Source organism: Leifsonia sp. 10N434 (assembly GCF_056394405.1).
In genome coordinates this window covers 193,854-208,792 of record NZ_JBFTHV010000004.1, presented here as the reverse complement: position 1 = coordinate 208,792, position 14,939 = coordinate 193,854, and the positions used below count along the sequence as shown (strand labels likewise).

Annotated in this window: 12 protein-coding genes and 1 riboswitch; of the genes, 6 read left to right on the top strand and 6 right to left on the bottom strand. The window is 71.0% G+C overall.

Features of this window, described 5'->3' with window-relative positions; all coding sequences use genetic code 11:
- The first annotated feature begins 7 nt into the window (after positions 1-7).
- From AC1DB1_RS12335 to AC1DB1_RS12320, 4 genes are all read left to right on the top strand, one after another.
- Positions 8-1,024, top strand: a complete 1,017-nt coding sequence (locus AC1DB1_RS12335) for an ATP-binding cassette domain-containing protein (protein ID WP_477200966.1) — start codon at positions 8-10, stop codon at positions 1,022-1,024.
- The gene (locus AC1DB1_RS12330; protein ID WP_477200965.1) at positions 1,021-1,839 is read left to right on the top strand and encodes an ABC transporter permease; all 819 of its coding nucleotides are present in this window, start codon (positions 1,021-1,023) and stop codon (positions 1,837-1,839) included. The genes AC1DB1_RS12335 and AC1DB1_RS12330 overlap by 4 nt, the downstream gene beginning before the upstream one ends.
- Before the next feature lie 95 nt (positions 1,840-1,934).
- A complete protein-coding gene (locus tag AC1DB1_RS12325) occupies positions 1,935-2,447 on the top strand; it encodes a PH domain-containing protein (RefSeq protein WP_271175316.1) in 513 nt (170 codons plus the stop codon).
- Positions 2,444-4,030, top strand: coding sequence for a PH domain-containing protein (locus AC1DB1_RS12320; RefSeq protein WP_477200964.1), 1,587 nt, complete (start codon positions 2,444-2,446; stop codon positions 4,028-4,030). The genes AC1DB1_RS12325 and AC1DB1_RS12320 overlap by 4 nt, the downstream gene beginning before the upstream one ends.
- 15 nt (positions 4,031-4,045) lie before the next feature.
- On the opposite strand, the gene AC1DB1_RS12315 is transcribed toward AC1DB1_RS12320, so the two are convergent.
- Positions 4,046-7,300, bottom strand: a complete 3,255-nt coding sequence (locus AC1DB1_RS12315; RefSeq protein ID WP_477200963.1) for an ATP-binding protein — start codon at positions 7,298-7,300, stop codon at positions 4,046-4,048.
- A gap of 105 nt (positions 7,301-7,405) precedes the next feature.
- Between AC1DB1_RS12315 and AC1DB1_RS12310 the strand changes: the two genes are divergently transcribed.
- On the top strand, positions 7,406-7,990 hold the full coding sequence (locus AC1DB1_RS12310) for a class I SAM-dependent methyltransferase (RefSeq protein ID WP_477200962.1): 585 nt from the start codon (positions 7,406-7,408) through the stop codon (positions 7,988-7,990).
- Between the two features lie 34 nt (positions 7,991-8,024).
- Here the strand turns inward: AC1DB1_RS12310 and AC1DB1_RS12305 are convergent, their stop codons facing one another.
- Both AC1DB1_RS12305 and AC1DB1_RS12300 read right to left on the bottom strand, forming a co-directional pair.
- The gene (locus tag AC1DB1_RS12305) at positions 8,025-8,621 is read right to left on the bottom strand and encodes a CoA-binding protein (RefSeq protein WP_477200961.1); all 597 of its coding nucleotides are present in this window, start codon (positions 8,619-8,621) and stop codon (positions 8,025-8,027) included.
- Positions 8,618-9,913: an O-acetylhomoserine aminocarboxypropyltransferase/cysteine synthase family protein gene (locus tag AC1DB1_RS12300; protein WP_477200960.1), complete on the bottom strand. Its 1,296-nt coding sequence runs from the start codon at positions 9,911-9,913 to the stop codon at positions 8,618-8,620. Before AC1DB1_RS12300 ends, AC1DB1_RS12305 begins: the two co-directional genes overlap by 4 nt.
- Positions 9,914-10,023: 110 nt before the next feature.
- Positions 10,024-10,089, top strand: a riboswitch (guanidine-III (ykkC-III) riboswitch).
- 13 nt (positions 10,090-10,102) lie between these two features.
- Between AC1DB1_RS12300 and AC1DB1_RS12295 the strand changes: the two genes are divergently transcribed.
- On the top strand, positions 10,103-10,423 hold the full coding sequence (locus AC1DB1_RS12295) for a DMT family transporter (protein ID WP_271175747.1): 321 nt from the start codon (positions 10,103-10,105) through the stop codon (positions 10,421-10,423).
- A gap of 12 nt (positions 10,424-10,435) precedes the next feature.
- Here the strand turns inward: AC1DB1_RS12295 and AC1DB1_RS12290 are convergent, their stop codons facing one another.
- The 3 genes from AC1DB1_RS12290 to AC1DB1_RS12280 all read right to left on the bottom strand — a co-directional run bounded on the left by AC1DB1_RS12290 (position 10,436) and on the right by AC1DB1_RS12280 (position 14,869).
- Positions 10,436-11,458 carry a YeiH family protein gene (locus tag AC1DB1_RS12290; RefSeq protein WP_477200959.1) on the bottom strand — a complete coding sequence of 341 codons (1,023 nt, stop codon included), beginning with the start codon at positions 11,456-11,458 and terminating at the stop codon, positions 10,436-10,438.
- Positions 11,459-11,496: 38 nt separating this feature from the next.
- Positions 11,497-13,086 (bottom strand): S53 family peptidase, encoded by a 1,590-nt coding sequence (locus tag AC1DB1_RS12285; RefSeq protein ID WP_477200958.1) that lies wholly within the window; start codon positions 13,084-13,086, stop codon positions 11,497-11,499.
- Between the two features lie 82 nt (positions 13,087-13,168).
- Positions 13,169-14,869, bottom strand: a complete 1,701-nt coding sequence (locus AC1DB1_RS12280; protein WP_477200957.1) for a dolichyl-phosphate-mannose--protein mannosyltransferase — start codon at positions 14,867-14,869, stop codon at positions 13,169-13,171.
- Between the last annotated feature and the right edge of the window lie 70 nt (positions 14,870-14,939).

Genomic DNA, 14,939 nt, shown 5'->3' with positions numbered 1-14,939 from the left:
GACCACCATGACCTCCAGCTCAGAATGGGCGGTCGAAGCCCACGGGCTCGTCAAGGTCTTCGGCGACAACCGCGCGGTCGACGGCGTCGACCTCAGCGTCCGCGCCGGAACCGTCTACGGCGTGCTCGGCCCCAACGGCGCCGGCAAGACCACCACCATCTCCATGCTCGCCACCCTGCTGCGCCCGGACGGCGGCACGGCCACCATCTTCGGCCACGACATCCGTAAAGAGCAGCAGGTCGTGCGACAGCTCATCGGCGTCACCGCGCAGTTCGCATCGGTCGACGAGCGCCTCTCGGCCACCGAGAACCTCGTGATCTTCTCCCGGCTGCTCGGCCTCGGCCGTGCGGAGGCCAAGCGCAAGTCGGCCGAGCTGCTCGAGGAGTTCGGCCTGACCGAGGCGGCGAGCCGCCCGATCGCGAAGTTCTCCGGCGGCATGCGCCGCCGTCTCGACCTCGCTGCGAGCCTCATCGCGCAGCCGCCCCTCATCTTCCTCGACGAGCCGACCACGGGCCTCGACCCGCGCACGCGCGCCCAGATGTGGGACACCATCCGTCGGCTGGTCTCGACCGGTTCGACCGTGCTGCTCACGACGCAGTACCTCGACGAGGCCGACCAGCTGGCCGACCGCATCGCCGTCATCGACAGCGGGCGCGTCGTCGCCGAGGGCACCGCCGACGAGCTCAAGGCCTCCGTCGGCGACTCCTCGCTGCAGCTGCGGCTGGCCGACCCCTCCGACATGGAGGACGCCCGCCGGGCCGTCGCCGCCGTGCTCGGGGTCGAGGCCATCGTGTCGCCCGAGGGCTCGCGGATCACCGCGCCCATGCGCAACCCCGATGCCGTCACCGACCTGTTCGTGACCTTCCGCGAGGCCGGCATCCACCTCACCGAGATGTCGGTGCAGAAGCCCACCCTCGACGAGGTCTTCCTCACTCTCACGGGCCACGGCGTCGAAGACGAGAAGTCTGGCGCCGAGACGTCCGACGACACTGACGCCGACAACGCAGAAAGGATCAACGCATGACCGCCCTCAGCGTGATCACCCCGCCCTCCGAGCGGAGACTCAAGAACCACGTCAGCCTCACGCAGTCCATCGCGAACTCGCTGACCATGGCTTACCGCGGCTTGCTGAAGATCAAGCGCACCCCCGAGCAGCTCTTCGACGTGACCCTGCAGCCGATCATCTTCACGGTGATGTTCGCCTACCTCTTCGGCGGTGCCGTGGCCGGTGGCGTGCAGAACTATCTGCCCAGCCTCATCCCGGGCATCCTCGTGCAGACCGTGATCACGACGTCGGTCGTCACCGGTGTCCAGTTGCGCGAAGACATGGACAAGGGTGTGTTCGATCGCTTCAAGTCGCTGCCCATCGCCCGCATCGCGCCCCTCGCCGGCGCGCTGCTCGCCGACACCATCCGCTACGCCATCGCGACGACGATCACCTTCGCAGTGGGCTTCGTCATGGGCTACCACCCCGCCGCCGGACTCGGATTCGTCATCGTCGCCGGGCTGCTGGTGATCGTGTCATCGTGGGCGATCAGCTGGATCTTCGCCTTCTTCGGCGTCATCGCCCGAACGGCGAGTTCGGTGCAGGGCATCTCGTTCATGGTGCTCTTCCCGCTGACCTTCCTCTCCAACGCCTACGTTCCGGTCGACTCGCTCCCCGGATGGCTGCAGTGGTTCGTCAACATCAACCCGGTCTCGCACCTGGTCACCGCCGTGCGCGAGCTCGCCAACAACGGCGTCTGGGGCGCCGACGCGTGGTACGCCCTGCTCGGGGCGGCCGTCATCGTGGCGATCTTCGCGCCGCTCACCGTGCGCGCCTACATGCGCAAGGCGTAGCCCGCCAGCCGCATCCCACGCGCCCGCATCCCACGCGCCCGCATCCCACCCACCCGGAACCGCACCTCGCACGCTGGAGCCAGGAAGGACCTCTCATGAGCATCGTCGTCGGAGACATCGCCGCCATGGTCAAGGAGCCCTCCGGTCGCCCCAGCGAGCGGGCCGTGCGGTTCTGGGCGTGGGACGCGGCGGTCGGCTGGACCTTCTTCGCCGCCCTCCAACTGCTCTGGATGCTGCTGGCCGACGCCTGGACGCAGCCGCTCCACCTCGCCGGGCTGGCGCTCACGGTCGTCGCCGCCGTCGTGCACGTCGCCGTGATGCCGCGCTGGCGCTACCGCGTGCATCGCTGGGAGATCACGGACGACGCGATCTTCGTGCGCTCCGGCTGGTTCACCCAGGAGACCCGCGTCGCCCCGATCGCCCGGCTGCAGACCGTGGACTCGCGGCGCGGCTTCCTCATGCGGCTGATGGGGCTCACGTCGGTGACGATCACCACCGCGTCGTCGGCGGGAGCGCTGACCATCCACGCGCTCGACGACGACGTGGCCAGGGAGGTCGTCGCCGTGCTCGCCGAAGTCGCGCAGCACAGTGAGGGGGATGCGACGTGAGCGACCTCGACCCGGCGCCCGACCCCTCGCCTGCCCCCGACACCGCGCCCGACACCGCGCCCGACGCCGAGCCCGACCCTTCGACCGAGCCGTGGCGCCGTCTCAACGGGCGCATGCTGCTCGTGCACCCGCTGCGCGAGCTCATCCGGTACCTGCCCGTGCTGCTCATCGCCCTCGTGGCCGGCGCCGCCGGTGGCGAGCCGTGGTGGGCGTACGTGCTGTCCGGCCTCGGCGTGGTGTTCGGCGTGCTCCGCTTCCTCACCACCACCTACCGCATCACTCCCACCCACGTGCAGGTGCGGCGCGGGGTGCTGAACCGACGCGTCCTCTCGGCGCCGAGGGACCGCATCCGCAGCGTTGACGTCGACTCGACCCTGCTGCACCGCATCTTCGGCCTCGCCGTCGTGAAGGTCGGCACCGGCGCCTCGCACGGGCAGGACGAGCTCGAGCTCAATGCGGTCGCCGTGCGCGACGTCCCGGCCCTGCGCGACGAACTGCTGCGGCTCACCGCCCGCGCGGATGCAGCCGGCCTCGAGGGTCCCGAAGCCCCCGTCGCCGAGCAGCCCGCCAACCTCAGCCGCTGGCGCCCCGGATGGGTCCGCTACGCCCCGCTCACCCTCAGCGGCGTCGCGTCGATCGTCGCCGTCGCCTTCGCCGCGCTGCAGCTCAACTTCTTCGAGGGCGGCATCCTCACCCGGCTTCCCGTCGTCGAGCAGGGCATCGGCTGGGTGACGCGCCTCCCGCTGCTGACCGTCGCCCTCTGGGCAGCAGCAGGGCTCGTCGTCATCGCCTCGGTCGTGGCCATGGTGCGCTACGCGCTCGCCTACCACCGGTTCTCCATCCACCGGTCCGGCCCTGACACCCTGCACATCGGGCACGGGCTGATCCGCGCCCGGCAGATCACCCTCGACGAGACCCGGCTGCGTGGCGTGCAGGTCTCCGAGCCGCTGTCGCTCCGGATGGCCGGCGCCGCGTCGGCACACGCGATCATGACCGGACTCGGCCGGCAGCGCGGCGGGGTCGCGCTGCTCGCGCCTCCCGGGCCGCGCGAGGAGGCTGTGCGGATCGCCGCCGAGGTGCTCCACACCCGCGCTCCGCTCGAGGTCCCGCTGGACGGGCACGGGCCGCGTGCGCACCGGCGCCGCTACACGCGGGCCGCTTCGTTCGCGGGCGTGCTCGCCGCGCTGGCCCTGGCCGCGCAGCTGCTCGGCTTCGTCGGACCGTACGTCTGGTGGGCGTTCCTCGTGATCGTGCCCGCCTCGGCCCTGCTCGCCGCGGACCGGTGGCGCGGGCTCGGGCACGCGCTGCTCCCCGGCTGGCTGATCGCGCAGAGCGGCTCCCTCAACCGCCGTCGGGCTGTGCTCGCCACCGAGGGGATCATCGGCTGGACCATCCGGCGCAGCTTCTTCCAGCGTCACGCCGGGCTGGCGACCCTGATCGCCACCACCGCCGCCGGACGCCACAAGGTAGTCATCCCGGATCTGCCCGACGGTCAGGTCTGGCCGATCATCGAGGCGATCAGTCTTCGTCACGAGGTGCTGTCGGCCGGTCAGTACCTCGCGCGGTACGCCGCGACGGTCTAGCGGTACCCGCCGCGCTCAGAAGCGCAGGTCGCGCAGCACCGCCAGCCCGCGGACCACGGCCGCGTTGCGGTCGAGCGCCTGCGCCTCGGCGATGGCCGCGTCGACCGCCGCGTCCCCGACCGCGTTCCGGATCACGGCGCCCAGCCTGGCGCGGTTGAGACTCGGCATGTCCTGCCGCGAGTTCGCGCGGTCGGCCAGGGCGAACAGCTCGACGCCGCGACGCGTCCACTCCTCGTCGCGCCCGGCGGCGGTGTGCGGGTCGAGCATCCAGAACGCCGCTCCCAGCAGCCCGGCGCCGACCACCGGCTTGTCGATGTAGACCGGCCGCAGCCGGTACGAGACGAGGATGCGCGTGCGAAGTTCGCGTGCGAGCCGGTCCGTGCCGTCCCGATCGAGTTCGTGACCGTCGGCGTGCGCCCGGAGCCGGGACGCGAGCTGCGCCGCCCCCAGGATCGTCATCCACGGGTTCGTGGTGACGTTGCCCTTCCCGTACACCCCGACGGCCTGGTCGTAGTAGCGGAGCCCCTCGTCGATGTCACCCTCGGCCAGGGCGATCTCTGCCAGCCCGGCATAGCCGATCCCGTAGTAGTCGACGTAGTCGAACCCGGTCGGATCGTCCTCCCGGCCGAGGTACGTCTCCAGGAGCCGCCGCCCGCGGGCGAGGTCGCCCGCGGAGATCGCGTTGATCGCGATGATCCAGTCGAGTTGGCGCAGATCGCCGTCCGCCTGCAGCTGGCTCAGGCCCGCCTGCGAGCGCTCCGCCCAGCGCAAAGCCTCTTCTGGATGGGCGAGCTGGCTGTGCAGCTGAGCGAGCGCCTGGGCGGCCGAGGCGATGGCCCACGTGTCCTGCGCGATCGTCGCCTTCTCGTCGGCCTCCGCCGCGATCGCGAGCGACTCGTCGAGGTCGCCCGAGTTCTCCCCGAGCTGGGCGAGCATCAGCCCGCCCATCGCCGCGAGCGCCGGGTCCGGCGAGCGCCGGAACTCCTCGAGCAGAGCCAGCGCCTCGTCGAGGTGCGAGGCGAGTTGCACGAGCTGGGTGATGGCGTTGAGGCGTGCATCGGCCAGCGGTGCCTCGCGCGTGATCTTCTTGAGCCGGGAGATCGCCCGCACCGCCGTGCGCAGGTCCAGGTAGAGGAAGGTGCCTCCGATGATCGCGTAGCTCGCGGCCGCATCGTCGCGTTCGACGCCGGACGGCACCCATCCGGTGAGCGCCTCGACGACCACCGAGCCGAAGGACAGCACCTCGCTGTGGGCGCTGCGCAGCGACCAGTAGTAGGCGAGCGCGGAGAAGGTCGCCGCGATGTCGGCGCCGCGCCGCTCGTCGATGGCCAGCCGCAGGATGGTCACCAGGTTGTCCTGCTCGGCGTTGATCAGGTTGAAGTTGCGCACCTGGGCCGCCCCGTGCATTGCGCCGAGTGTTCGCCGCGAGAAGGCCGTCGCCCAGCCGTACATCGCCTCGCGCACGAGGGCGAGCTCGTCGGCCTGGCGCAGTTCGAGTTCGCCGAACTCGCGCACGGTCTCCAGCATCCGGTAGCGCAGGATGCCCGTCGCGCTGGCCTCCGCGACCGCGACGAGGGACTGGTTGACGAGCGCTTCGAGGTCGTCGAGCACGGTGTCGGCGCGGTCGCCAGCGACCGCCTCGGCCGCCTCCGCGCTGAACCCGTCGGGGAACAGGGCGAGCCGGCGCAGCAGGGCTCGCTCGGAGTCGCCCAGCAGATTCCAGCTCCAGTCGATCACGGCCAGCAGGGTGCGGTGCCGCTCGGGCGCGTTGCGCTCGCCGCCGGTGAGGAGCGCGAAGCGGTTCCCCAGCCGCCGCTCGATCTCGTCCACCGACATCGCGCGGGTGCGGGCCGCCGCCAGCTCGATCGCCAGCGGCAGACCGTCGAGGCGGTCGCAGAGTCGCGCGACGATCTCGGGCGGCAGCACGACGCCGGGGCGCGCGGCCCTTGCCCGTTCCATGAAGAGATCGACCGCGGGGCCGCCGGCCAGGTCGCCGTCGGTGCTGGCGAGCGAGTCGAGCGGATAGACGCGCTCGGCACCGATCGCCAGCGGTGCGCGGCTCGTGGCCAGCACCCGCACCGTGGTCGTCGACTCCAGGATGTCCGCCACCCAGGCCGCCGCCGCATCCACGATGTGCTCGCAGTTGTCGACGATGAGCAGGGTCTCGCGCTCCGCCAGGAGGCCCAGGATGCGCGAGCGCAGGTCGAGCTGCGAACCGGGGTCGCTCGCCCGGAGCGAGCGCGCCTCGCGGATGCCCAGAGTGGAGGCGAAGGCGAGGGCGATGTCGTCGCCGGAGCGCACGCTGGCCAGTTCGACGAACACCACGGCGGGCGTGTGCACCGCGCGGTTGCCGATCTCCTGGGCGAGCCGCGTCTTGCCGAGGCCGCCCGCTCCGAGGATGGTGGTCAGGCGCGACGTCGCGACCAGGTCTTCGAGGGCGTCGACATCGTATTCGCGCCCGATCAGGGCGTTCGGAGCGGTCCGGAGCCCGAGCCTGACCCGCGCGGTTGCCGGCAGAGGGCGCTCCTCGTCGGTGAGGAGGTGCGCATTGAACGCCACCAGTTCGGCGCCCGGCCGGGTGCCCAGCTGATCGATCAGCGCCGCCTTCAACTCGGCGAACACCGCGACGGCGTCGTTCCGGCGGCCGGCAGCGTCGAGCGCGCGCAGCCGTTCGAGCTGCACCTGCTCGTCGAGCGGAGCGGCGGCGATCAACGGTTCGAGGTCGCGAAGCGCTGCGACCGGGTCTCCGAGCAGGCGGCGCGACCGGGCGCGGAGGAGGTGCAGTTCGTCGCGGAGCCCCGCGGCCGCACGACCGAGCTCGTCGGCGAGGGGTGTCGATCCGAGTTCGCCGCCCGGCTCGCCGCGCCAGAGGGCGAGGGCGTGGCCCGCCTCGTCGAGCGCCGTCGCCGGGTCGCCGGCCGCATCCGCCCGACGAGCGCGCTCCAGGTGGGCGCGTGCGATACCGAGGTCCGTGTGCTCCGGGGCCACGCCGAGGGCGTAACCGCTCGCGGTCGACTCCAGGAGCCCGTCGGCGCTCGCCGTGCGCACCCGCGAGACGAGGGTCTGCAGGGCCGCGCGCTCCTGCCGTGGCGGCGCGTCGTTCCAGAGGTCCTCCACCAGCGATGTCACCGACAGGGAGCCGCGAGCGAGCACCAGCGCGACGATCAGGCTCTTCCCCAGCGCTCCCGCGGGCTCGACGAGCTCGCCCGAGCGGTTCTCGACCAGCACGGGGCCGAGCACGGCGACTCGAGGGGAGGGAGGGGAGGCCATTCGCCGATTTTAGCCAGCCCGGGCGACACCCGCCTGCGCGCGCGTAGGCTCGGGGCTGATCCGTTGTCGGCCGACGGCCGGCGACCCGACTCGGCGAGGAGCGCGATGGTATTCGATTGGTCCGACTTCTACACCGCGCAGAGCGGCCGCGGCGTGCGTCCGACCTTCACCCGCGGACTCGAGGCGTGGCAGGGCGATCGCCCGGGGGATGCCATCGACCTCGGCTGCGGCGACGGGATCGAGACGCTCCGCCTGGCCGAGAACGGCTGGCACGTCGTGGCCATCGATGCGGACCCCGAGGTCGAGAAACGGGTCGGCGCCACCGTCGGAGCCGAGCTCGCGGACAGGGTCGAGGTGCGTTGCGCCGCCTTCGAGTCGCTCGGCGCCCTGCCCGAGAGCGACTTCATCTACGCCGGATTCGCCCTGCCGTTCTGCGACGCCGGGCACTTCCCCTATCTCTGGGCCGACATCCGCGACGCCCTGCGCCCCGGCGCCGTGTTCGCGGGGCAGCTCTTCGGGCCCCACGACGAGTGGTACGGCCGACCGGGCATGAACTTCCACGACCGCGCCGGCATCGAGGCGATGCTCACTGGCCTGGATGTCGTGGAGCTGGCCGAGGAGGACCGCCGCGGGATGTCGTTCGAGGGTCCCAAGCACTGGCACGTGTTCCACATCGTGGCCCGCGCCTGAGCGTCGCCGGTCGGCGGCGAGCGCCGGGCCAGCGTCAGCGGATCGTCTTGCGCGCCGTGATCTGACCGGTGTCGAAGCCGAGCAGGTGCAGTCCGCCATGGAAGCGCGCGTGCTCGATCTTGATGCACCGGTCCATCACCACCGTGAGGCCCTTCGACTCGCCGTACTCGGCCGCCTCCTGGTTCCAGATGCCGAGCTGCACCCAGACCGTCGGGGCGCCGACGGCGACGACCTCGTCGATCACCGCGGGGATGTCGCTCGCCTTGCGGAAGACGTCGACGATGTCGGGGACCTCCGGCAGCGAGGCGAGGTCGGGGTAGGCCTTCTGCCCGAGGATCGTGTCGGCGTTCGGGTTCACGAAGTACACCCGGTAGTCGCTCGACTGCTGCAGGTACGTGCCGACGAAGTAGCTCGAGCGGGCCGGGTTGGCCGAAGCGCCGACGATGGCGACGGATTTCGCCGCACGCAGGATCTGCAGGCGCTCCTTCGCATCCGGGCCGACCCAGGTGCGCTGCGACTTGAGCAGCTTCGCCAGGGGGGAGTCGGCCGGCAGCGAGCAGCTCAGGCCGTTGACCAGCTGGACTTCCTCGGTTCCCGCCGTCGAGCCGGCGGGAGCATCCGTGAGCGTCATGCGTTCTCCTTCACAGCGGCGTCGAGGGCCTGGTCGAGGTCGTAGATGATGTCATCCACGTCCTCGATGCCAACGCTAATCCTCACGACGCCGGGAAGCACCCCCGCGTCGAGGAGCTGCTGCTCGGTCAGCTGGGCGTGCGTCGTCGACGCCGGGTGGATGACGAGCGTCTTCGCGTCGCCGATGTTGGCCAGGTGGCTGGCGAGGTTCACCGACTCGATGAAGGCCTGGCCCACCTCGCGGCCGCCCTTCACCACGAAGCTGAAGACGCTGCCCGGCCCCTTCGGCAGGTACTTCTGCGCACGGTCGTGGTGCGGATGCGCCGGGAGCCCGGCCCAGAACACCGACTCGATCCGCGGGTCGGCGTCGAGCCATTCCGCGACGGTGCGCGCATTGTCGACGTGCGCCTGGATGCGGTACGGCAGCGTCTCGACGCCCTGCGCGAGCAGGAATGCCGAGTGCGGGGCGAGGGACGGCCCGATGTCGCGCAGCTGCTCCGCGCGCAGGCGGGTGAGGAACGCGTACTCGCCGAAGTTGCCCGACCACTGCAGGCCGCCGTACGACGGCACCGGCTGCCCGAAGAGCGGGAACTTCTCGGTGTGCCAGTCGAAGCGGCCGCTCTCCACGACCACGCCGCCGAGGGTCGTGCCGTGGCCGCCGAGGAACTTGGTGGCCGAGTGGATGACGATGTCGGCGCCCCACTCGATCGGGCGGTTGAGGTACGGCGTCGCGATCGTCGAATCGATGATCAACGGGATGCCGGCCGCGTGCGCGACGTCGGCGAGGCCCTCGATGTCCGCGATCTCGCCGGACGGGTTCGCGATCGTCTCCGCGAAGATGAGCTTGGTCTTGTCGGTGATCGCCGCCGCATAGTCGGCGGGGTCTGCGCTCTGGATGAACGTGGTGTCCACCCCGAACCGCCGCAGGGTCACATCGAGCTGCGTGATCGAACCGCCGTAGAGGTTCGCCGACGCCACGATGTGGTCGCCGGCACCGGCGAGCGACGCGAACGTGATGTACTGCGCGCTCAGCCCGCTGGCCGTCGCCACGGCACCGAGACCGCCCTCGAGGCTGGCCACCCGCTCCTCGAACGAGGCGACCGTCGGGTTGGCCAGCCGCGAGTAGATGTTGCCGTACTTCTGCAGGGCGAACCGGGCCGCCGCATCCGCCGTGTCGTCGAACACGAACGCGCTCGTCTGGTAGATCGGGAGCGCGCGGGCCCCGGTCACCGGATCGGGGATGTTGCCCGCGTGAATCGCACGCGTGCGGAAGCCATATTCGCGATCAGCCATGTGGTCACGCTACCGGAGCAGCCGGGCCACGGGACCCGTCCGCGTAATACGCCGCAACCGGTCCGCGCCCCGCGTTCTGGGACGTCGTTCCTGGTTCTGGTACACTTGTATTAGATCATCGCGACGGTGATCCCGGACGACGGTTCAGTACCCGGAGCGCGACAAGACTGGCCATGGGAGTGAACCATGCTGTCCTGGATCGTACTCATCGGTTCCGGTGTCCTCGAGGCCGTCTGGGCGACCGCGCTCGGCAAGTCGGAGGGCTTCACCAAGCTCTGGCCGACCGTCACCTTCGGCGTCGCCCTGCTCGCCTCCATGGCTGGGCTCGCCTTCGCCATGCGCGGGATTTCCACGGGCACCGCCTACGCCGTCTGGGTGGGCATCGGGGCGGCTCTCACCGTGCTCTACGCCATGGTGTTCGGAGGCGAAGGGTTCTCGCTCGTCAAGGTGCTGCTCATCCTGGGGCTCGTCGGCTGCGTGATCGGGCTCAAGCTCGTCGACGCGCACTAGCCCGTCGACGAACTAGCTCGACAGGTGCACGGCCCCGAGCGCGAGGGCCGCGATCAGCACCCACGACGGCAGGCCGACCGCGAGCGAGCGCCAGCCGGTGCCCAGGAGCGTGCGCAGCCGCACCGCCGTGCCGAGCCCGAACAGCGCCATCGCGAGCAGTGCCGTCTGCGCGGCGTCCGCCCCGTCGAGCACCACGGCAGGCAGCGGCACGAAGGAGCGCACCAGCACCGCCACGATGAACCCCGCCACGAACAGGGGAACGATCGCGGGGCGCTTCGCCGCCGGGTCGGGGTCGACGTGACGGCGACGCTCGACCACCGACGCGATCGCCACCATCGGAGCCAGCATCAGCACGCGGGTCAGCTTGACCACGATCGCCACCGCGAGCGCGGCCGATCCGGCGATCTGCGCGGTCGCGACCACCTGGCCGACGTCGTGCACCCCCGCGCCGACCCAGTGGCCGAACTGCAACGACGTCAGCCCCAGCGGATGCCAGAGCACCGGCAGCACGAAGATCGCCAGCGTGCCGCAGAGCGTCACCAGCGCGACCGGCGTCGCCGTCTCCTCGTCCTTGGACTTCACCACGCCGCTCATCGCGCCGATCGCCGAGGCGCCGCAGATCGAGAAGCCTGTCGCCACCAGCAGCGGCTGATGACCGGGCAGGCGGAACAGCCGGCCGAGTCCGATCGTGCCCACGAAGGTGACCACCACGATCGCGACCGTCGTGAGGATCGTCACCCAGCCGAGACCGGCGATGTCACCGAGACTCAGCTTGAGCCCGAGCAGCACCACTCCGAGGCGCATCAGCCGCTTCGCCGCCGTCGACAGCCCCGGCGCCAGCACGCCGGTCACCGCGGGACGCGCGAACGGCAGCTGGCCCACCACGATCCCGAGCACCACCGCCGCCGTCAGCAGCGGCACCGCCGGCACCAGCCAATGGATGCCCCACGCGACCAGGGCGGCGAGTGCGGCGACGGCGACGCCAGGCAGCCAGGGGAGCGTTCTGGTGGTCGGCGCGGCGCTGTTCATCGCCATCCATTCTGCCGGGTGACGGGCGGAGGCCGGCGCACCCCTCACAGCGCCGCGAGCAGCGCCGTTCCGTCGGGGACGCCCAGGCCCGTGCAGGCATCCCATCCGGGGCCGGCCTGGTACGCCCCGTTGTCGCCGCTCGTGATGTCCCGGAAGCCCGGCGCGACCTGGCCGCGGCCGATCGAGTCGTACAGCACCGGTTGCGCGAGCCCGAGCGGTTTGCCCGTCGATTGGACGAGGCGTGCGACCAGCGCGGCCCAGAGCGGCGCGACCGCACTGGTGCCGCCGATGACCATCTCCTTGCCGTCGACCAGCACCCGGTACCCGGTCTGCGGATCGGCCACCGCCGACACGTCCGGCACGCCGCGACCACCCGGACCGTTGGCCGACTCGCCCGCATCCGCGCCCGCCGCGCCCGTCGGCACCCCGACGTTCGCCTGCCACGACGGCTGCGGGAAGACCGCGCTCACGCCGCCGCCGGTCGCGCCCCGGCCGTTGCCGTTGTTCCAGACCGTCTCGGACTGCACCACGCCCGTGGAGGCGTCCGCCGTCAGCCGGGTGCCGCCGCAGGCCAGCGCGTGCGGCGACGATGCCGGGAAGTCCACGTGCACGGCACCGTCGGTCACCCGGTCGGAGCTTCCGTCGTCGCCGGCCGCCGCCGTCACCGTGACGCCGAGCGCGGCTGCATCCGTCAGAGCGGCGTCGAAGGCCGTGCGCGCCTGCGCCGTCCAGCCGTCCTCGCTCTGACCCCAGCTGATGCTGATCGCCGCCGGGGTCGGCGACGCGTGAGCCGCCGTCGTCACCGCGTCGACGAAGCCCGCGTCGGTGTTGGGCGCGAAATACACCACGATGTCGGCGCCGTTCGCGAGAGCCCCCGCCACCTCGATGTCGAGCAGCACCTCGCCGTCCGCGCCGTTGGGGTCCGCGCCCGGCTGGTTGGAGGCGCCGTCCACCCCGACCGCCGTCACCGTCGGTCCCGTGATCCCGAGACCGGCGAAGTAGGTGTCGAGCTCGCTCTGCGCGAAGCCGCCGCCGAGCTCGATGATCGCGATCGTCTGCCCGCTGCCGTCCGTGCCGCTGGGGAACGCGTAGATCGCCCCCAGCTCGAGCGGGGTGTAGCTCGTGCTCACCGCGCGCGGAAGTGCCACCTGCAGCAGTGCCCTCGCCTGCGGCCGGTCGTCGAGCCCCAGCACGGCCGTGACCACTCCGGCGAGGGAGGCCGGGATGCTCAGCCCGCCGGTGCGGTGCCGGTGGGTCACCTCGTTGTCGTGCGAATCCGTGCTCGTGGCCTGTTCGAGGTCCGTGCCGAACACCCGGCCCATCAGCGCCGCCCCGCCCGACACCCGCACGCGGCGTTCGCCCGCGTTGGCCTCGACGACGTTCACCCCCAGCGACGTCATCGTGTCCGTCACCAGTGCGACGTCCTCCGTCGACGCCCCGTACTGCGTCGCGAACTGCTCGCGCGACATCGGCGACGTCAGCGCGTCATCCGGGACCTCAGCACGGCGTCGCAGGATCAGCGTCGCCTCGACGGGCGCCCCGGGATCGAGTGCCGACTGCGCGTGGAGTCCGGGAGCGGTCGGGCGCTCGCTGCCGGGCAGGGGTACGAGGTCGAGGGGAGTGTCATCGGTCATACCCCACGGTCTACACCCAGCATCCGACCATCGCGAGGTCTCTGCCAGGGCACTCAGGGGCGGCCGGGCTGTGCCGCGCCCGTCAGACCCAGCTCGGCAGCCACATGTGGAGCTGCCAGAACCAGAACGGCACCTGCTGAGCCGTCCAGATCGGCCAGAAGAACGCGCTCACCGCCACCACGAACACCAGGTAGACCCCCACGACCCAGAGTCCTCGGATGCGCCGCCAGCTCGGATCGCTCCGCCGGCCGATGATGATCCCGATCACCCCCGCCAGCCCGAGGATCAGGTACGGCTCGAACGCGATCGCGTAGAACTCGAAGATCGTGCGGTTGATGTAGAGCAGCCAGGGCAGATAGCCCGCCGCCACACCGGTCAGGATCAGCCCGAACTGCCACTCGCGGTACCGGATCACGCGGTACACCAGGTAGAAGAGCGCCAACGCGGCCGCCCACCAGATCAGCGGGTTGCCGAGCGACGTGATCGCCGCCGAGCACGCATTGGCCGTGCATCCGTTCTCTCCCGCCGTCGAGCCGACGTAGTACATGCTCGTCGGGCGGATCATGAACAGCCACGTCAGCGGGTTCGCCTGGTACGGGTGGGAGACGTGGAGATTGATGCTGTAGTTGTACATCTCCGTCTGGTAGTGCCAGAGGTTCTGGATCCAGAGGGGCACCCAGTTGAGGCCGCCCTTCCACTGCAGGTGTGTCGCTTGCGCCCAGTCGCGGTAATAGCCGCCCTTCGTCACGATCCAGCCCGTCCACGTCACGAGGTAGCTCACGAACGCGACCGGGACCATGAGGACGAACGTCGCCGGACCCTGCTTGAGAATCGCCCCCGTGATGTAGAAGGGGAGCCCCACCCGGCGCCGCGCCACGATGTCGACCACGACCGTGTACACCGCGAAGAACGCCAGGAAGTAGAAGCCGCTCCACTTCACCCCCGCGCACAGGCCCGTCAGGATGCCCGCCGCGATCAGCCACGGACGCCACCAGAGCGCCGGCCCCCACGCCGGATCCTCCCCGGCCGCACGCCGGTCGGCCACCCACGCGGCCAGCCGCGTCGCATGCCACTCCCGGTCGAGCAGGATGCAACCGAACGCCAGCAGCGCCAGGAACATCACCGAGTTGTCGAGCAGCGCGACCCGGCTCATCACGATCGCGTGCCCGTCGACCGCCATCAGGAAGCCCGCGATCGTCGCCACGATCGTCGAGCGGAAGAGCTTGCGCGCGATCAGGAACACCACCAGCACCGCCAGGATGCCCACGATCGCCGTACTGATGCGCCACGCGAACGCGTCGCCCGCGCCGAACGCCGCCATCCCGAGCGAAATGATCCACTTGCCCAGCGGCGGATGCGCCACGAACGACGGATCGGACGTGAAGATGTTCGTGTTCCCCGCGGCGAACTGCGCGTCGGCCTTGTCGGGCCAGCTGCCCTCGTAGCCGAGGTGCATCAGCGAGTACGCATCTTTCACGTAGAACGTCTCGTCGAACACCAGCGCGTGCGGGTTGCCGAGGTTCCAGAGTCGCAGGACCGCCGCCAGCAGCGTCACCGCGATCGGCGCGCCCCAGCACCAGAGCTTCATCCGCAGCGGCGTCCGCAGGGTCCTGGCCCACCAGTCGTCGAGACGCGTTCCCGTCGGTTCGGCGGCCGCGTGACTCGGGACGTGCTTCGCCGTGCCCGCCTGGTTCGCCGTGCCCGCCTGGTTCGCCGTGCTCGTCGCGACGTCTCCGGCGGGAGTCCAGGCGTCGGCGGTGCCGGGCGGGGGAGTGAAAGTCACCAGATCATGCTAGGGGGCCGATCCATGGGAGTGGCTCAACGTCGGGCCCCGGTCTGCTGTGCCTCGACCG